Source organism: Sporolactobacillus terrae, assembly GCF_019930545.1.
Classification (GTDB): domain Bacteria; phylum Bacillota; class Bacilli; order Bacillales; family Sporolactobacillaceae; genus Sporolactobacillus; species Sporolactobacillus terrae.
On the sequence record NZ_CP082837.1, the window covers coordinates 51,405 to 69,819 of the forward strand.

15 protein-coding genes are annotated in these 18,415 nt (G+C 43.0%); 11 read left to right on the forward strand and 4 right to left on the reverse strand.

Going from position 1 to position 18,415, the window contains the following annotated elements; genetic code table 11:
* Window positions 1–145: 145 nt before the first annotated feature.
* From K7399_RS00245 to K7399_RS00255, 3 genes are all read right to left on the reverse strand, one after another.
* The gene (locus K7399_RS00245; protein WP_028984270.1) at window positions 146–637 is read right to left on the reverse strand and encodes a glutathione peroxidase; all 492 of its coding nucleotides are present in this window, start codon (window positions 635–637) and stop codon (window positions 146–148) included.
* 42 nt (window positions 638–679) lie between these two features.
* Complete coding sequence (locus K7399_RS00250) at window positions 680–1,117, reverse strand: MarR family winged helix-turn-helix transcriptional regulator (RefSeq protein WP_223362439.1); 438 nt, start codon at window positions 1,115–1,117, stop codon at window positions 680–682.
* Between the two features lie 267 nt (window positions 1,118–1,384).
* Window positions 1,385–3,001, reverse strand: a complete 1,617-nt coding sequence (locus K7399_RS00255; RefSeq protein WP_128166154.1) for an amino acid permease — start codon at window positions 2,999–3,001, stop codon at window positions 1,385–1,387.
* Between the two features lie 355 nt (window positions 3,002–3,356).
* Here K7399_RS00255 and K7399_RS00260 point away from each other — a divergent pair, with 355 nt between their 5' ends.
* From K7399_RS00260 to K7399_RS00290, 7 genes are all read left to right on the forward strand, one after another.
* The gene (locus tag K7399_RS00260; RefSeq protein WP_223362440.1) at window positions 3,357–4,799 is read left to right on the forward strand and encodes an ethanolamine ammonia-lyase reactivating factor EutA; all 1,443 of its coding nucleotides are present in this window, start codon (window positions 3,357–3,359) and stop codon (window positions 4,797–4,799) included.
* A gap of 14 nt (window positions 4,800–4,813) precedes the next feature.
* Complete coding sequence (locus K7399_RS00265) at window positions 4,814–6,178, forward strand: ethanolamine ammonia-lyase subunit EutB (protein ID WP_028977584.1); 1,365 nt, start codon at window positions 4,814–4,816, stop codon at window positions 6,176–6,178.
* Window positions 6,179–6,264: 86 nt separating this feature from the next.
* Window positions 6,265–7,068 (forward strand): ethanolamine ammonia-lyase subunit EutC, encoded by an 804-nt coding sequence (eutC, locus tag K7399_RS00270; RefSeq protein WP_128166158.1) that lies wholly within the window; start codon window positions 6,265–6,267, stop codon window positions 7,066–7,068.
* 193 nt (window positions 7,069–7,261) lie between these two features.
* Window positions 7,262–8,011: an SDR family oxidoreductase gene (locus K7399_RS00275; RefSeq protein ID WP_128166160.1), complete on the forward strand. Its 750-nt coding sequence runs from the start codon at window positions 7,262–7,264 to the stop codon at window positions 8,009–8,011.
* Window positions 8,012–8,167: 156 nt separating this feature from the next.
* Window positions 8,168–8,380 (forward strand): hypothetical protein, encoded by a 213-nt coding sequence (locus tag K7399_RS00280; protein ID WP_028984264.1) that lies wholly within the window; start codon window positions 8,168–8,170, stop codon window positions 8,378–8,380.
* 186 nt (window positions 8,381–8,566) lie between these two features.
* On the forward strand, window positions 8,567–8,932 hold the full coding sequence (locus tag K7399_RS00285; protein ID WP_028984263.1) for a hypothetical protein: 366 nt from the start codon (window positions 8,567–8,569) through the stop codon (window positions 8,930–8,932).
* Window positions 8,933–9,559: 627 nt separating this feature from the next.
* A complete protein-coding gene (locus K7399_RS00290; protein WP_028984262.1) occupies window positions 9,560–11,566 on the forward strand; it encodes a methyl-accepting chemotaxis protein in 2,007 nt (668 codons plus the stop codon).
* Window positions 11,567–11,812: 246 nt separating this feature from the next.
* Here the strand turns inward: K7399_RS00290 and K7399_RS00295 are convergent, their stop codons facing one another.
* Complete coding sequence (locus K7399_RS00295) at window positions 11,813–13,213, reverse strand: aspartate ammonia-lyase (protein WP_128166162.1); 1,401 nt, start codon at window positions 13,211–13,213, stop codon at window positions 11,813–11,815.
* 248 nt (window positions 13,214–13,461) lie between these two features.
* Here K7399_RS00295 and K7399_RS00300 point away from each other — a divergent pair, with 248 nt between their 5' ends.
* The 4 genes from K7399_RS00300 to K7399_RS00315 all read left to right on the forward strand — a co-directional run bounded on the left by K7399_RS00300 (window position 13,462) and on the right by K7399_RS00315 (window position 18,376).
* On the forward strand, window positions 13,462–13,908 hold the full coding sequence (locus K7399_RS00300) for an Lrp/AsnC family transcriptional regulator (RefSeq protein ID WP_128166164.1): 447 nt from the start codon (window positions 13,462–13,464) through the stop codon (window positions 13,906–13,908).
* A gap of 361 nt (window positions 13,909–14,269) precedes the next feature.
* Complete coding sequence (locus K7399_RS00305; RefSeq protein WP_128166166.1) at window positions 14,270–15,652, forward strand: aspartate aminotransferase family protein; 1,383 nt, start codon at window positions 14,270–14,272, stop codon at window positions 15,650–15,652.
* 103 nt (window positions 15,653–15,755) lie between these two features.
* Complete coding sequence (locus tag K7399_RS00310) at window positions 15,756–16,604, forward strand: MurR/RpiR family transcriptional regulator (RefSeq protein WP_128166168.1); 849 nt, start codon at window positions 15,756–15,758, stop codon at window positions 16,602–16,604.
* A gap of 200 nt (window positions 16,605–16,804) precedes the next feature.
* Window positions 16,805–18,376 (forward strand): glutathione ABC transporter substrate-binding protein, encoded by a 1,572-nt coding sequence (locus K7399_RS00315; RefSeq protein WP_128166170.1) that lies wholly within the window; start codon window positions 16,805–16,807, stop codon window positions 18,374–18,376.
* The last annotated feature ends 39 nt before the right edge of the window (window positions 18,377–18,415 follow it).

The window sequence follows — 18,415 nt, forward strand, 5'->3', positions numbered from 1 at the left end:
AGAAGCTGATTGCACAATGCATCAGCTTCTTTTTTCATGACGAACTTTCCTTGCTAGGATTGTTAAACATAACGTTATGATATAGGTAGTATTTTTTTATACAGGTATGGTTAACGGTATGATGATAGAATCAAGCAATAGAGATTCAGCCGTTGATCGGCTGTTTCAGCAGCTTTTCAATATCTTCAGCGATTTTTTCCGGCTTCACTGTGGATGCGTAGCGCTGAACGACTGCCCCGGAACGATCAATCAGGAATTTTGTGAAATTCCATTTGATATTGGAGCTGAGTATGCCGCCCTTCTGTGATTTCAGATAGGTGTAGAGTGGGTCGGCATGTTCGCCATTGACGTTAATCCGAGCAAATCTGGGGAAAGTCGTATGATAGCGCATGGAGCAGAATTGATTAATTTCTTCGTTTGTTCCCGGCGCCTGATGCCCAAACTGATCACAAGGGAAATCAAGAATCTCGAAACCCTCTGGTTGATAGTTCTCATACAGTTTCTGAATCCCTTCGTATTGAGGGGTGAATCCGCATTGTGTCGCCGTATTGACGATCAGCAGTACTTTTCCTTTGTAATTAGCCAATGATACTGAGTTTTCATTCAAATCTTTGACACTAAATTCATAAATACTCATTTTCGATCATCCCTTTATTTGTAAATTAACCGCCAAAGGCATTCAGTGTTCTGCCTCCATGTCCGCAATCGATTTCCTCAGTGCTGCATTTAGATCCTGAATCTTTTTCAGATCGAGTCTGTACTGATCTTCGGTTAGGTCCGTTTGCCGACCGCAGTGTTGCACTGCCTGAAGGATTTCGGATTGTTTTCGTCGTCCAAAATCAGTCAGATGGACGAATAACTGCCTTTTGTCCTCAGGTGACCGCCGGCGTATAAGCCAGCCAGCGGTTTCCAAACGCTTAAGAAGCGGCGTCAGCGTGTTGCTTTCTAAATGCAGTCTTCGTCCGAGTGCATGCAGCATCAGCCCATCCTCTTCCCAAAGCGCCAGCAGAACAACATACTGAGCGTACGTCAGATGAAAGGGCGCGAGTGCGAGTTGATAGAACTTGTTAAACAGGCGATTCGCATTATAAACCGCAAAACAAAGCTGATTATCCAATCTAATGGATTCATTAACCGGAATCGTTACCGCTCCCCCCAGTTATGCAGCTATTTCAATCGTGCACGATTGATTTTAAATTTACTTTAACACAGCCCCTATTTTCCGACAAGTCATCTGCTTATAGTTAGATGATTTTTATTCAATCGGTAGCGCGGATAAGGATGCTTTCTCACATTTCGTTGAATAAAATGGGAAGAAAAAAAGTCATTCCGGCGCATCGATCACGCAGAATGACTTTTTTTATTGATCTACAGTGGCTGTTTGTTAGTGTTGAACGGTTTCTCCGGAGGGAACAACGGCATCTTCTTTTTTGCGAAGCCGCTCGCTGATTTCAGCATAGGAACCTAAGTGCGGTCCTTTAAAATGACTCTTTGCATAGGCAAAGAAGTAGATGGTCAGCAGCAAGAGAACGGAAATAAAGATTTTTCCCGTGGCATAGTGAAGCGTGTAATGGCTTGTTATGGTCACGTCGCTCGGCGAGATTACCATCAGGACAACTAAGAAAATAATCCAAGCACAGGCGATCACACTCACGGGACCGCTCCAACCTTTCAAGTTCCACGGACCGTCATCTTTCGCCGTCCAGGCGCCTTTGCTCTTTGCCCGCAACTTAAGAAAGATGGGAACAAAGTAGGAACCATAGAGACCAATCACACTAAGCGAAGTGATTACAGCGTAAACATTATTGAAAATTGCGGACAGAAAGGCGATCACGGACACCAGCCAGATTGCGTAGTTCGGTGTATAGAATTTTTTGGATACATGGGACCAAATTTTAGAAAACGGCAGCCCTTTATCTCGGCTGAATGCAAAAATCATGCGTGAGGATGAGGTAATTGAAGACAGTCCGCAGAACCACATCGCGATTGTGACCATCCAGAGCATCGCCTGGCCGAACCATCCACCGACCGCTTGTTGAATCGCGACGATAAACGCATTACCGCCGGCTTGAGCAACCGCAGAAGGGTCCTTAATGGACATCGTAACGATGGCGAGAAGAATAAACCCAAAAATTCCTGATATGGCAACGGACAGATAAACACCCCAAGGAGCTCTAACTTTTGGATCAATGGTCTCCTCACTTGTATGCGCAGAAGCATCATACCCGGTAAGTGTCCATTGTGCCTGGAGCAACCCAACAAGAAAAGCGAACCAATAAGGGGTGCTGCCGCTTGTTACGGTTGAGAAATCAGCATTGAAAAGGTAGCCGACATTATGGCGTGGACCAAAAGCAGTCAGCACGCCGATGATGATGAAGACGCCAATAATATGATAAATGGCTGAAAAAGAGTTTAGTTTGGAAACAACATTGATCCCGATGTGATTGAGCGTGGCGTGCATGATGAGAATCACAGCATAGGTGACCAGGGTCTGTCCATGCGTTGGATTGCCGAACAGCAGAGCTGAGGCAAAACCGGCACAGCCAAAATCAATCCCCGCAACAATAGTCACCTGACCGATGATGTTCAGCCATCCCGTAAACCAGCCCCATCTTGGTCCACCCAGAATCGATGCCCAATGATAAATCGCGCCTGATGTTGGAATGGACGATGTCAGTTCTGCCATGGCTGCAGCAATGAATAGAACAAATAGAGTAACCAGCGGCCAGCCGACACCCATGATTGCCGGTCCGCCTTGATTAAATCCATAGCCATAAAGGGTTACGGCTCCGGTAAGGATAGAAATAATTGAGAACGAGACCGCAAAATTTGAAAAGCCGCCCATATCACGTAACAATTCTTGTTTATACCCGAATGACTTAAGATCTTCTGACGGCGCATTTTTCGATCGCGCACGGACGATCGAACGATTAGCCTTAAGTATAATGGCGAACATGACAATGAGAAGAAGAACGTTCACCACAATCCCAAGTAATAGCATAGAAAGGATCTCCTTTATTATGAAATAAATCATGACGGAACAGTCATTGAAATGATGAAATATAATACAAAAAATTCAGAATTTAATACATGCAATCTAGGAGTTCGTTCTTAGATGAAAACCCTCAGTGGTTAAGTCGGGGAAGAAAACGTCGAGATGAGCCATCAATAGTCGTTTTTTTGTCGCATCACCTTACATTGATTTTGAATAAAAACAGGAATAATTGCACCAATCGCAGATAAAAGAGTTAAAATGATCTTAATACGTAAGGAATTATAACATGTAGTAAATCATAGCACATCTTAATCTTTCTGCAACCTATTTGTTCAGGAATTGGGAGAAGGAGGATCGAAAATTGGAATCTGTTGTTTTGAGTGTGGGTATTGACATTGGCACATCCACAACACAATTAATCCTCTCAAGGTTAACCATTCAAAATAAGGCATCTCTCTTTTCGATTCCCAATATCGTCATCGCAAAGAAAGAGATGATTTACCAAAGCGACATTATCTTTACGCCGCTTTCGCAAGGCTATCAAATTGATTATGCAGCGATTGCACGATTTGTTGGTCAACAATACATGTTGGCGGGGGTAAGCAAACAGTCAATCGGAGTGGGTGCCATCATGATCACCGGTGAGACTGCCAGAAAAGAGAATGCTGATCGTGTTGTACAAACGCTGAGTCAAGATGCCGGCGACTTTGTGGTGACAACCGCCGGTCCTGACCTTGAAGGCATTTTAGCGGCTAAAGGATCAGGAGCGGGAAAGGTTTCGTTGGAAAGAAAAGTGCCGATTATAAATCTAGATATTGGTGGCGGAACGACCAATCTTGCTGCTTTGGATGGCGATCAGGTCCTTGACACGGCCTGCTTTGATATTGGCGGCCGATTAATTAAAGTTGATCCAATGACGCTGCAGATCAGCTATATTGCTCCGAAAATTCAGCAGCTCATTCATCAATTAAACCTCAATCTTTTTGAAGGAACCATCCTGAGATCCACAGAACCGCTAAATCCAATTCTTGATGTCTTTGTTCAAGTATTGGAAAACAGCATCGGCATTGGCGAGAGAACCCGTTTTTTTGACTTGCTTGTCACGAATCATTGTTTTACGCGACGTGATACGGATCGGATTCGATCCATTTCCTTTTCCGGCGGTGTGGCCGATTGTATGATGCAATCGGAAAATCGTCAGCCTTTTGTCTATGGGGATATTGGCCTGTTACTGGGAAAGCGGCTGCGGCACTCAAAGATTTATCGATATAAACAGGTTGTGACGCCGCAAGAAACGATTCGAGCTACGGTGGTCGGGGCCGGATCTTATTCGATCACTGTCAGCGGAAGTACGATTGCTTATACGCCGGATGCGCTCCCTGTCCGCAATGTGCCAATGATCAAACTGACGATTGAACCGATGAACGGCAACGCGCTTGGGTTAGCGGATCAAATCAAAAGCGGTCTTGAAATCTTTCGTACCCATGGAGAACTCACAAATGTTGCCCTATATATCGTCGGTTTAAAAAGTCCTTCTTTTAATCAATTACAGCACTGCGCACGAGAAATTGTTTCGGGGGCCCATGCATTGCTTGACCAAAATCTGCCACTGATTGTGATTACGGAAGAAGATATCGCCAAAGCATTGGGGCACAGTTTATTTTACAATCTGCCGCAAAACTATTCTTATATCTGCATTGATCGCATTAATGCTAATCACGGCGATTATATCGATATCGGAACACCTGTGCCACATACGACCGTTTTGCCGGTTAGTGTCAAAACACTTTTATTCAGCAATTAGGGAGGTGCCGCTTTATGATTTTAAAGACGATGCTGGAGGGGCAGCTGTATGCGTTTGATTCGATTAAAGAGGTTTTGGCAAAAGCCAATGAACAAAAATCGGGGGATCAGCTGGCCGGTGTTGCTGCGCAAAGCGCGCAGGAACGTGTCGCGGCGAAAATTGTCCTTGCTCAGCTGACACTCAATGATCTCTTTAACCACCCGGTTGTTCCCTATGACGAGGACGAAGTGACGCGAACCATTATTGATGGTGTGAACACGCGGATCTTTCAATCAATAAAAAGTTGGACGGTCGAAGAACTTCGTGAATGGCTGCTCTCCTATGCGGCAACAGACAGTGAGATCAAACGTCTATCAAGAGGACTAACCGCTGAGATGATTGCCGCTGTCTGTAAGCTAATGACTAATATGGATTTGATCTATGCTGCGAAAAAGATACATATTGAGAAAACGGCAAATACAACCATCGGACGCCCAGGAACCTTTTCTTCACGGCTGCAGCCGAATCACCCGACCGATGATTTAAATGGAATTATGGCTTCAGTCATGGAGGGACTCAGTATGGGTTCCGGTGACGCAGTGATCGGTCTTAATCCCGTAAATGACTCTGTAGAAAGTGTGCGAAACATTTTAAATAAATTCGAAGAGTTCCGAAGCAAGTGGGAGATTCCGACGCAAACTTGTGTGCTTGCGCATATTACAACACAAATGGAAGCCGTCAGGCAAGGTGCTCCTACCGGTTTGATCTTTCAATCCATTGCCGGTTCAGAGAAAGCCAATACGGCATTCGGCATAAATCGCGGCATGCTGGCTGAGGCGCGCCAGCTTGCAGAAGAGCAGGGTCAGGCATGGGGCCCGAATGTCATGTATTTTGAAACCGGCCAAGGCTCTGAATTATCGTCTGACGCGAATTTTGGAGCAGATCAGGTAACGATGGAAGCGCGATGCTATGGTTTTGCTCGTACATTTGATCCGTTTCTTGTCAATACGGTTGTCGGGTTTATTGGTCCGGAATATTTGTATGATGCAAAGCAAGTGCTACGCGCCGGGTTGGAAGATCATTTTATGGGTAAATTGACAGGCCTCTCGATGGGGTGTGATGTTTGCTATACCAACCACATGAAGGCTGATCAAAATGATGCTGAGAATCTCACCGTTCTGCTTGCTTCAGCTGGATGCAATTATATTATGGGTGTCCCGCATGCAGATGATGTGATGCTCAATTATCAATCAACAGGATTTCAAGAGACGGCGACCATCCGTGAATTATTCAATCTGCATCCGATTCGAGAATTCGAAAAATGGATGGAGAAAATCGGCATCGTCGAGAACGGGCGGTTAACGGAACGCGCCGGCGATGCATCTATTTTTCTTGAATGAAAGAATACGAGGATAAGCGGCATTTCTTCAATAAATAGAGTGCGAGACAAGGTTCTAAATGAAAATAAATCGAAGGAGATGAGTTCATGGAAAAAGAGATAAATCAGTCAAGTGAAGGACTAAGTGATATCTCGGAAATTAATTTGAGAGAGCAGCTCTTGGTTCCGAATTCGCATCATTTGGACGGCTACATGAAAATGAAGTCCTTCACTCCGGCAAGGCTCGGACTTTGGCGCTGTGGCCCGAGATATAAAACACAATCAATTTTACGATTCAGAGCGGATCATGCAGCTGCTCAAGATTCGGTTTTTTCTTATGTAGATCCCGACTTAATCAAAAAAATGCATTTTATTGCCATCCAGACACGCTGCTGCTCAAAAGACGAATACCTGACACGTCCGGACTTAGGACGCCGATTTGCAAAAGAATATATAGAAAAAATCAAGAAACGCATCACTAATCATCCGAAAATCCAACTCGTTGTTGGTGACGGGCTAAGTTCTGCCGCGATCGAGGCTAATATAAAGGAAATTATTCCAGCGATCAAGCAAGGGTTGAATTATTATGGCCTCGATTGCGAACAGCATATTTTCGTCACGTATTGCCGGGTTGGCGTGATGGATCAAATTGGTGAAATTACTGATGCTGATGTGGTGTGCATGCTGATCGGCGAGCGGCCGGGATTGGCCACGGCGCAGTCCATGAGTGCCTATATCGCCTATAGGCCAACCATGGGGATGCCGGAAATGAGACGTACGGTCGTGTCGAACATCCATGCACAAGGAATCCCCCCCGTTGAAGCAGGAGCTTATATCAGTGAGCTGCTCTATAAAATGTTGCGTTATAAAAAATCTGGACTTGATTTAAAGGCCGTCGAAAATACGGATTAATTTTTCGTTTATAAGATTGAGAAAAGAGTGAGCAGATTGGCCGATCAAGGGATTCAAATGCTCCAGAGTATGTGGCCCCAGAATTATTTGAATTTTGGTTCTATACACGCTTAAGAAAATCCGCGACAATAGCTACTAGGACAAGCGGGCAGCTGCTTGAAATTGGTACCAGTTATATGGAGGGGATACAGCGATGGACAATATTAAGGGCAAGGTCATCGTCATTACCGGAGCGTCGAGCGGAATTGGCGAAGCAACGGCACGCAAGCTTTCGTTAGAAGGCGGCAAGGTGGTTCTTGGTGCGCGGCGCACCGAACGGCTTGAAAAGCTGGCTGCTGATCTTCGCAAAGCGGGAGGCGAGGTCGCTTTCCAGCAAACGGATGTGACCAACAAAACGGATGTTCAAGCGCTTGTTCAGACAGCCGTTGAAAAATATGGCCATGTAGACGTGCTTTTCAATAATGCCGGTTTGATGCCGCTATCGCCGCTGCGCGATTTGAAAGTGGAGGAATGGGAGCGGATGATTGACGTCAATATTAAAGGGGTGCTCTATGGCATTGCTGCTGTACTGCCTATGATGCGCGAGCAAAAATCAGGGCATATCATTAATACGGATTCGGTCGCAGGTTATGCCGTGAGCCGGGGCGGCTGGGCGGTTTACAGCGGGACCAAATTTGCGGTTCGAGCTATTGCTGAAGGCCTTCGCCTTGAAGAATCGCCGTACAGCGGCATTCGCGTCACGAATGTATCGCCGGGAGCGGTACAAACCGAATTGCCGAGCACCATCACCGATCCCAAGATCAAAAAGCAGGTCGAAGAAAAGGAGAAGTTCCGCGGAATTAAACCAGAAGCCATTGCCACTGCAGTTGCCTATGCAATCAGCCAGTCCGATGAGGTCGCAATCAATGAAGTGATTGTCCGACCGACGGCACAGCAAAACTGACTCGGAAGCATGTTGCAACATCAATTAGTACCAAAACAAACGCAAACCATGGTATGTATGGTATGCGCTTGTTTTAGTGTGTGATCCTCAGATATGCTTTATCAGTTTTCCACAAAATTAGTACTAAGAGCTTTTAAGAATAGGTGGTGTTTATGTATGCAGGATAAAAAAGGGGAGAATGAAAAAATGGCAACCGAACTCGAGACGCGAGAGCATGACTTTACGATTAGTGTCGATGCCATAAGAAAATTAGAGTCAATGACACCAAGACATTTTCCGCAAACAGGTACGAAAAACTTAAACGACATGTCCCCTGAAGAACGTGATTATCATCTTGCACGAATTAGGGAGGTATGGAGTGAGAAATAATGCTGGTTGTCCGTTTATCTTAATTGAGGAAGGGAGGGTTAAAAGCGCCCTCTCTTCTTTTACATGTTTTGATAAGCGTTACAAGATTTTATTCGAATCAATGCATTAAAGACGGATGCGCAGAGTTTTTCAAGAACGCATTTATTTCTCGACAATGATTATCAAATAGCAGGTTTTTTTACACGGATGACCAAGACTTTTCAAATTGCTGTTCATCGTGATCAGAGAAAAGACTTTGCAAGTTTATCTAATTCTAGGAGAAAATCATTAGGAATTCGTAAAGTTAATGATACTTATGTTCTGCATAGTTATTTGATTGCTCAACTTGCTCGTAACTTTTCCGTGCAATCCGATGTATCCGGGAAAATGATTCTGAATCAGGCGCTGCAGTATATTCAGGATGCCTATTATCGGATTGGTGGAATTTGTTGTGCTACGGTAGAATATCATCCAACGTCCAAATTACAGAACTTCTATAGTGAAGCAGGGTTCACATGTATTTCTGAAAACCCAACGACAAAGAATATTTTAGGTGCACTGACACTAATGTGAAGGAATCAGTACTTTAATGCTGAGATTCTGGGACAAGTCAATAATTGAAACTATGGTTAATGGAGAGCGGACGGATGGGCGGAAACCTTGATGCTTCTGAGAGAATTAAAGAGGGTTGGAAATGTGATGAACGATCATAACGGTAGTGAACTTATTTCTATGACTTTAAACGCCGATGATGATAAAGTCGTCCCTTCACAGAGCTGGTCCTGATGCAGAAAGACAAACCGTTATTCAGCAATCCAATGACTTAACAATGAAGATTTATGTCGACACATCATCCTTTGAATTGGGTCAGTGAATGAATTTGCATAAACTATGCCCTCTTTGGGTGACCGATTTAATGATTATAGTCTGTTGGTTCAAAGGGTGTTTTTATGGATATGTCTAAAGTCCTTTGATTTCCTCGTAGCCCATGATTTATTATGTCCTATACTGTGGGTTCACGCCCACTAATTTTGTGCTTGCTTTCCCAGGTAAGGGAATGGCAGGCTTTTTTTCGATCCGTAACGCGTTTGCTTTAGAATTGGCTTCAAGCAATAAGAGCATGCTGGATTGAAAAGATAAACGGTTTTGACGATAGTAATAATAGTGTAGGGTGTAACCTGTGAGGGAGGACCAGTAAGGATGTCGCGAATGAAAGAAATAAAGACTCATCTAAGTCTAAAAGTTTTTTTAGCTATTTTTTTTGTTATTGTTATTATTGTCCCAGATATACTGATTGGGGGTATTATTCACTATACAGTGAAAAACTCCAGCCAGAAACAAATGAATAGTAGTACGGAAAACAGCCTCAAGCTGCTAGATAAAAATTTGACCCAATTCTTTGAGGGCAAAATACAAATGGTCGCAACACTGAGCAAGAAGTTGTCGGAAAATAGTAATCTGCATGATTCACAATTGGTGCTGGGAGCGATTCAAGCTGGTGATCAGGATGAAACGGCATTGTACCTTGCAAATAGAAAAGGCGATTTGACCTTCCTGCCGTCGTCCGTTAAAATTCCAAAAACGCTTGATTCACGCACACGTCCGTGGTACAAGCTTGCGATGAAAAACCCCGGACATCCTGTTATTACGCCCCCTTATCGTTCATCAGATGGGTCTAATGCTATGACGGTAACGATTGCGCAGACTACGAGCGATGAAAAGGCAGTTATTGGTATGGATCTTAAGCTTAGTAAATTGAATACGCTGGTAAATCAAGTGAAGCTGGGTGATTCTGGGTATGCTTTTTTACTTGACGGCGCCAATACATGGGTGGTTAATAAGAACGCCAAAGTAGGAAGCAAAGCTTCAACCGAGTTGGTACATCAATTTGCTAACAAGACAGCTGATTCATTTACCTATCAGGATCAGAATGTCCGCAAAATTATAAATAAGCGCACCGGATGGACAATCGGTGCAAATATCAATCGTCATGAGATTGATCGCATTGTTAATCCACTCACAATCAGTATTGTTCTGATCATTCTCATCAAAGTGATTCTTATCGTTATTTTGGCCGGGTGGCTCAGCAATAGATATTTCCTGAATCCGTTTAAGATTATGGTCCGTCTCTTGGATAAAGTAAGCAATAATGATCTTAGTGAAGAATTAGATACAACGATGCGAACAAATAAGGAATTTACCCAGTTAAGCGATAGCGTGAATAAGATGATTCATTCTTTAAAAAGTGTGATGAAAAATTTAAGCGGCAAATCTGAAACATTGGCTGCATCTTCTGAGGAACTGACTGCCTCTACGGAGGAAAGCAAAGCAACAACAGATGAGATTGCACATTCAATTGAGCAAATTGCTGTAGCTGCTGAACAACAGACTACGGGTATTAAAAAACTGACCCAAAATGCTGAAGAGATTAATCAGTCCATTGCTTCTGTGACCGATCAGACCAATCAGCTGACTCAAAAGTCACAAGCGGTGAGTCAAGTTGTTGAAGAGGGACAAAAGAAAGTTACCTTAACATCCGATCAAATGGGTACGGTCAAACAAACGGTTGCTGGTTTGTCAAAAATGATTAATAAATTGAGTCGGCAGTCTGAAGAAATCGATGGAATCATTCACGTGATTAATGATGTTACCGAACAGACACAGCTGCTGTCTCTAAATGCATCGATTGAAGCTGCACGAGCAGGCGAACAAGGTAAAGGCTTTGCAGTGGTCGCTCATGAAATTCAAAAACTGTCTGCGAAGTCTTCGGGAAATGCCGATAAAATTAGCGCCATTGTCGCAACGATTCAAGAAGACACAAAGCAAGTCGTTCAGTCGATGAAACGAGGTGCTGATGAAGTGGAAAAAGGGATTGGTGCTGTAAAGGATAGTAACCAGTCATTTGAAGAAATCAGAGACTTCGTAAACGAAACAATAAGTGAGATTGAGACAATGTCTAAAAGTATTCAAAAAGTAGCCGATTTTACAAAGCAATCGACCGCATCCTATCAGCCGATTGAATCGTTCGCTGAGCAAACGGCTGCACAAACACAACAAGTATCGGCTGCAACCGAACAACAAGCGGCCTCTATAGAAGATGTAGCGAAAAATTCTACTGAACTAAGCAAGATTGCTGATGAACTCAATCAAATCGCTCAGAGCTTCAAACTGGAAAAGTCTGTTGGACAGGAATTGCAGGATCAATAATCGTTGGAGCCTGTCCTCGACTTGTGTAAACAGCATGCATAACGCAATAAAATGGGAAAGCCTTCCGATGATCACAAAAGGCTTTCCCATTATTGTTGCTTGGCAGCTTAGATAGGTTACACTTGATTCAACGCGTTCCAAAGGAAATAGGTCACGGAATGAGATCAGTTGAAGAGAGCCGCATTCGGAGAAGGGCTCGATAGCTCATTGTCTATGCATTCACCCGTTACCAAATATAACAGCCCTTCAATTCGCTTTTAACTCTTGCGTTTTGTAAAATGGTATCATTGTTTTGGGATCAAGAAGCTTTATTACTGACTCCGGCACATCGGGCAGTTGTGCGGCTAAGGTTTGAATGGGTATGTCCATTTCCAGTGATTGTTTGACCAGCTTGCATGTTTTGCTGTATCCGATATAGGGGGTCAATGCGGTTGCGAGTATGGCGCATTGATTCGCTTCTTTTGCGCATTGCGCACGGTTGGCTTGTATGCCGTTGATGCAGTTGATTCGGAATGTTCGTAATGTTTTTTGTAGCAGCTTAGATGCGCTGATTAGGTTGCGTACGATAATGGGTTCGAATGCATTGAGTTCCAGTTGCCCGGCTTCTGCGGCGAGCGTGTTGGTTGTGTCGAAGCCGATGACTTGGAATGCGACTTGATTGACTAATTCAGGGATGACGGGATTGACTTTGCCGGGCATGATCGATGATCCGGCTTGTTTCTTGGGCAGAAAGAGTTCATTGAAGCCGAATTGCGGGCCGCTGGAGAGCAGGCGAAGGTCGCTGGCCATTTTTGACAGTGTCACCGCTAATAATTTATAGGCATGGGAGAGCTGGACAAACGCATCGACATGCTGGGTTGCGTCGATTAAGTTATCTGCTTGACGGAGCGGCTGACCAAACTGTTTGCTGACTTCGGGAACGATCCGGCCAACGTAGTACTCGGAAGCGTTGACGGTTGTGCCGATAGCGGTTCCGCCAAGATTTAACGTTTTTAACGCATCACGGCTAGACTTGAGTTCATTAAGATTGCGAGCAATTGCCGATGCAAATGCCTGGAATGTGTTGCCGACCGTTGTGGGTAGTGCGTCTTGCAGTTGCGTTCGCCCAAGTTTGACCACGTCTTGCAGCTCGTCTGCTTTTTGTATCAAGCTATCAAGAAATTGATCGATTTCCAAGGCAAGGCGTTTGCTCAGACGCAGCAGGGCAAGCTTGCTTGCCGATGGAAAGACATCGTTCGTTGATTGGCAGCGGTTGATGTCATCATTGGGATGTACAAGGGTGTAGTCGCCTTTCGTTCCGCCAAGCAATTCGATGGCGCGATTGGCGATGACCTCATTAGCATTCATATTCATTGAGGTGCCGGCACTTCCTTGAATGGCGGGCGCAATGAATTCTTGATTAAGTTTTCCTTCAAGGATTTCATCACAAGCGCGGGTAATCGCTGCAGCTTTTTCTTTGCTGAGTGAACCGTCTTCATGGTTGACGATTGCGGCGGCTTTCTTTATCAGGGCAAGTCCATGAATCAGCTCTGAATCAATCGTTTCTGCAGCCACACTGAAATTTTCTTTCGCGCGCAGTGAATGTATGCCATAATAGGCGGATTGCGGGATTTCTTTTGTGCCGAGTGCATCGGTTTCCGTTCTCATAGGGGTGATGATTCCTCCTTGTTTATTGGATACGACTAAGATAATCCGAAATGAATGAAAAGGCGACGGCTTTTGAACAACTCGTTCGATAAAAATTTTTTTCGCCCGGATTCTTAATTAAATAATTTAATGAGTTAAAAAATATAACAAAAATAAACTATGTATGTCATGTAATCTAACAATAATTTTTGCATTCTTTCGGAAGTTGCATATAATGAAAGTCGAATAAGAAGGAGTGACTTATCGGAATGGATTCTATAGATCGGAAGATTATTAACCGGCTCCAGCAAAATGCTCGCGTTTCCCTTAAAGCGCTGGCAAAAGAATGCTACATCTCTCCACCAACCATCTCCGCCCGAATACATCATTTGGAACAATTAGGCATTATCAAAAATTATTATACATTGATTGATTATAAGAAAGCCGGTTACCATATTAAAGCCTTTGTTCATGTCAAAGTCGATCCTAAAGACAAATCGAATTTTTATAAATATATTGAATCGATTCCCAATGTCCTTGAATGTGACTGTGTGTCCGGCGAATTCTCGATGGTAATAAAAGTCATTTTCGAAAGCACGGAACTCCTGGACTCATTTATTAATTTGCTTCAGCGGTTCGGCAAAACGAATACGCAAATTGTTTTTTCAACCCCGGTGGACGTACGCGGCGTGAGTCTGAGCGAGGAAAAGGCGTGAATTCGGGGCAAAAAGTGAAGGTGGGTTAGGGATCGCAAAGGACCATGTGGCCGATGCGGTTCCTTTTTTTATTATAGGTGCTGAATGGCGCTGATTATCACAAAGTTAAACGGCTTAGCCGTACTCCCCAAGTCAATGATTAGAATAAGTCGATTGATATAAATAAAAATATTATGTTCGGTTATCTGACATGTTTGTTTTGTTATGAGGAAAGTATGCTACAATATGAAATGAATATTTCATTATATATTAATAAAGAAATATTTATTTTGTTTTGTGTAGGAATGGAGGGTGAGACAATCAAAAATTGATGCGTTAATTTTTTTATCAAGGAATTTTAATTATGGGAGGGTGTATGCATATGTCAATTGAAGTTCCAGAAGGGCTTGCTGGAAGAACGAAGAAATCGGCTGAATATTTTAAACGGGCCACTCAAGTGATCCCTGGGGGTGTGTCTGCCAATATTAAGTATTTTGCACCGTACCCACTTGCGATGGAAAAAGGTAAAGGCAGCAAGCTGTATGACTTAGATGGGAATGAATATATTGATTATCTGCTCTGTAACGGAGCACTCATCTTTGGCCATGGCAATCAGAAAATCAACAGCGCAGTGACAAAACAGATGCAAGAGTCAGGAACCACTGTTTTTGGGACACCGCACCGTCTGGAAGCGGAAATGGCTGAAACAATCACCACTATATTTCCGAGTATTGAAAAAGTACGTTTTACGAACTCAGGCTCAGAGGCAACACTACTCGCAATTAGACTGGCTATGGCATATTCAGGAAAGAAGAAGCTTGCCAAATTCGAAGGACATTATCACGGAGGGTATGACCGCGTTCTTCTAAGTGTTAATCCAGAACTTGGAGAAGCCGGTGAAGAAGAACATCCACAAGCGGTCCCGGATTCAATGGGTGTTCCCGATTATTACGTCAGAAATACAATTATTCTCCCATTTAATGATATTAAAGCGACAGAATCAATTCTAAGAGCACATTCAGAAGAGATTGCCGGAATTATAATGGAACCGGTGCTCGGCGGCTTTATTCCGGCAGAAGCAGTATTCATGAGCGAACTTCGTAAATTAACGTCGGAACTGAACATTTTGTTAATTATGGATGAGGTTAAAACCGGATTCAGACTGACCATTGGTGGTGCTCAGAATCTTTATGGTGTAGAACCGGATATAACGACCTTGGGAAAAGTCCTTGGAGGAGGATTTCCAGTCGGTGCAGTGGGCGGTAAGAAAGAGATTATTGATCTTTTATCACCCACACATGGCTCAGATATTTTATCAAGCGGAGCTGCCAGCGGTAAAAAAAATAATGTGCTTTTCCACAGTGGAACTTATAATGGGCATCCGGTCATTCTAGCTGCAGGTTTAGCAACCGTTCGTGCTTTGAAACGGCCCGGTGTCATGGATCAGCTTATGATCAATACCCAGCTCTTGAGGGATAAACTAGAAGAGGTATACGCAAAGCATCAAATTCCTATGAAGACGGTCGGAATGGGAAGTATCTTTAACATTGTGCTCACGGAAAGAGCGGTTCAAAACTATCGTGATTTAAAGCATGCCAACATGAATTTGCGCGAAAAAATAGACTATGAACTTTTGAATCTGGGCATTTATACCAAACCGATGACTCGCTATTCGATGTCTTGTGTGCACACGATTGAAGACATTGAACGAACGGCGGCGGCACATGATCAAGCACTGACGTATGTCGAAGAACAAGAAAAATAATTACCCGTTTTTTCTTTTCTTTGCAGATAATCGTTATGGTACACTTACCTATACTAATAAGCGTGGAACGGCTTGACTTGAAACAGGGAGGATTTTAACAGCGATGCCGAGTGTATACCATTATATTGCCGAACAAATGCCGCAAATGAGCAAAGCACAAGAGAAAATTGCCCGTTATATTCTAGAAAATCCGCATACGGTTCCGTTCTTAACCGTTGAAAAGTTAGCAAAGATGGCCCAAGTAGGAGATGCGACCGTTTTCCGATTTGCAAACTATCTAGGTTTTTCCGGATATCCCGAACTTCAGCAGGCGATGCAAGCCTCTGTTCAAGAGCAGCTGACCACATCAGAACGACTGCGTTTGTCTGGAAAAATCTATGATGAAAAGGAGCGCGGTATTCGCGAGGTTTTTCAAGATGACATCAATAATATTAAATCGACGATTGAACATCTTGATATGGATGCCTTTTACAAAACCGCTGATACATTGCTGCAGGCAAAGAGAATTTATATCATTGCCCATCGAAGTGCAGTATCTATCGGTCTCTTCCTTCAATACTATTTGAATATGATGCTCGATAATGTCGAACTTATTCAATCTGTTGAAGGAACCGCAGAAAAGTTAACTGATTTGGGTGAACACGACGCAGTAATTGCTGTTAGTTTTTCTCGGTACACGAATGCAACGATTGATCTGTTTGCATTTGCTAAAAGGACTCAAGCCGTAACGATTGCGATCACCGATAACTTACTTTCACCATTGATTCCATACGCCGATATAGCATTAACAGCGCCGAGCCGTATACCAACGTTTATTGATTCGTTTGTTGCGCCGCTGAGTCTAATTAATGCGTTACTTACATATATCGGAAACGAAAAAAAGGATGTTGTTTTCGACCGCCTTGATTCAATGGAAAAAATATGGAAGCAGTTCAATGTGTTTCATAAATAATCAAACCAAACGTTATTTGAATATGTTTTGGTCATTAAATTATCTGAATTCATTAAATATTTGTGAGATAATGTGACATCTTCAAGCGTTTTGAACAAGGGACATGCTATACTTTTTATGAAATAAATAATTCGTTTTTTAATAATAAAGAAATATATATTTTATAGAAAACCAAATCTATTAACAAAAGGAGAAATCACATGAAAAAAATAGTTATGTATATGTTTGCTGTTTTTTGTCTCTTTGGTTTTATTCTTGCCGGTTGCGGTACGGATAAAGGCGGTTCCAGCAAAGCGGTTTCAAAAAATGGCAAGGATATTGTCGTGGGCCTTGATGGAAACTTTATTTCGCTTGATCCGCAAGATACGAATGATAATCTCTCCTATACTGGTGAAAAAACGATGTTCGAAGGTTTAGTCGGTTTTGATAAAGATATGAAGGTCATTCCTGTTTTAGCCACAAGTTATAAAGCGTCCGACGATGCAAAGACATTTACGTTTAAATTAAGAAAAGATGTGAAATTTCAGGATGGAACGCCATTCAACGCCGAGGCAGTTAAATTTAATTTTGATCGTGTCTCGGATCCAAAGAGTACGTTAAAGCGTCACAGTTTGTTCGCAATCATCAAGGAAACGAAAGTGATTGATGAATACACGGTGCAATTTAAATTATCGGATTCTTTCGGTGCCATGATTAATACATTTGCCCATCCTGCAGGGATGATTGTCAGTCCCACCGCTGTTAAAAAGTATGGAAAGGATTTTATGAAACATCCGGTCGGTACAGGTCCATATAAGTTTAAATCATGGACACAGGGCGGTGACTTGAAGGTAGTAAAAAATACCGATTATTGGAAGAAAGGACAACCGAAACTAAACAGTATTACATTTACCCCAATTCCTGAGGACGGTGCACGGGTAGCCAAACTTCAAACGGGTGAAGCCGATTTGATTTTCCCGGTTCCCCTCGTTCAAGCAAAGAAGCTCGATGGAAAGAATGGAATCGATATTCATATCACCGATTCAATCCGTCAGTTGTATATGTCCATGAATACAATGAAAAAACCGTTTAATGACGTAAAGGTTCGACAGGCGTTAAATTATGCGGTTGATAAAGAGGCCTATCAAAAGGTTGTATTGAATGGAATTGGTTCCGAAATTGATTCAGTAATTGCGCCAAAAGTTCAATTCTATGAAAAACAGACACCGTATGACTATGATTTAAGTAAAGCGAAACAATTGCTGAGGGAAGCGGGTTACCCAAACGGTTTTTCTGCAACAATCTGGAGCGGAAACAGTTCCGAACAGATCAAAGCAATGGAATTCTTGCAGCAGCAATTAGGCAAAATCAACGTGAAATTAAAGGTTGTTCCTATGGAGACCGGAACAATGGCAAATAAGATTTGGAGTGTCAGCAACCCAGATAAAGCGGAAATTGAATTGTATTATGGTGGTTGGTCTCCATCAACGGGGGATGCTGATTGGGCAATTCGTCCGTTGCTCGGTGGTAGTTCACTTCCCCCGGCATCTTACAATACAGCTTATTACAAAGATACAAAAGCCGATGCACTGATTAATCAAGGGTTGCAATCTGCAGATTCGACAATTCGTGGGAAAGCCTATGCAGCGTTGCAAAAAAAGATTTGGAACGATGCACCATGGGTTTATCTAGCAACACAGAAAAATGTCGTTGGCGTGAAATCCTATTTGAAAAATATGTATGTCCTTCCTGATGGCACCATGAATCTTAATAATGGAGAAATTGTTGATTAGACTGCTTCATTGAAAAATGTCGGCGATGCTGACGTTTTT

Coding starts and splice junctions, on each gene's coding strand:
- K7399_RS00245 (WP_028984270.1), bottom strand. CDS start 637: ATGAGTATTTATGAATTTAGTGTCAAAGATTTGAATGAAAACTCAGTA.
- K7399_RS00255 (WP_128166154.1), bottom strand. CDS start 3,001: ATGCTATTACTTGGGATTGTGGTGAACGTTCTTCTTCTCATTGTCATG.
- K7399_RS00265 (WP_028977584.1), top strand. CDS start 4,814: ATGATTTTAAAGACGATGCTGGAGGGGCAGCTGTATGCGTTTGATTCG.
- eutC (WP_128166158.1), top strand. CDS start 6,265: ATGGAAAAAGAGATAAATCAGTCAAGTGAAGGACTAAGTGATATCTCG.
- K7399_RS00275 (WP_128166160.1), top strand. CDS start 7,262: ATGGACAATATTAAGGGCAAGGTCATCGTCATTACCGGAGCGTCGAGC.
- K7399_RS00280 (WP_028984264.1), top strand. CDS start 8,168: ATGCAGGATAAAAAAGGGGAGAATGAAAAAATGGCAACCGAACTCGAG.
- K7399_RS00285 (WP_028984263.1), top strand. CDS start 8,567: ATGACCAAGACTTTTCAAATTGCTGTTCATCGTGATCAGAGAAAAGAC.
- K7399_RS00290 (WP_028984262.1), top strand. CDS start 9,560: ATGTCGCGAATGAAAGAAATAAAGACTCATCTAAGTCTAAAAGTTTTT.
- K7399_RS00295 (WP_128166162.1), bottom strand. CDS start 13,213: ATGAGAACGGAAACCGATGCACTCGGCACAAAAGAAATCCCGCAATCC.
- K7399_RS00300 (WP_128166164.1), top strand. CDS start 13,462: ATGGATTCTATAGATCGGAAGATTATTAACCGGCTCCAGCAAAATGCT.
- K7399_RS00305 (WP_128166166.1), top strand. CDS start 14,270: ATGTCAATTGAAGTTCCAGAAGGGCTTGCTGGAAGAACGAAGAAATCG.
- K7399_RS00310 (WP_128166168.1), top strand. CDS start 15,756: ATGCCGAGTGTATACCATTATATTGCCGAACAAATGCCGCAAATGAGC.
- K7399_RS00315 (WP_128166170.1), top strand. CDS start 16,805: ATGAAAAAAATAGTTATGTATATGTTTGCTGTTTTTTGTCTCTTTGGT.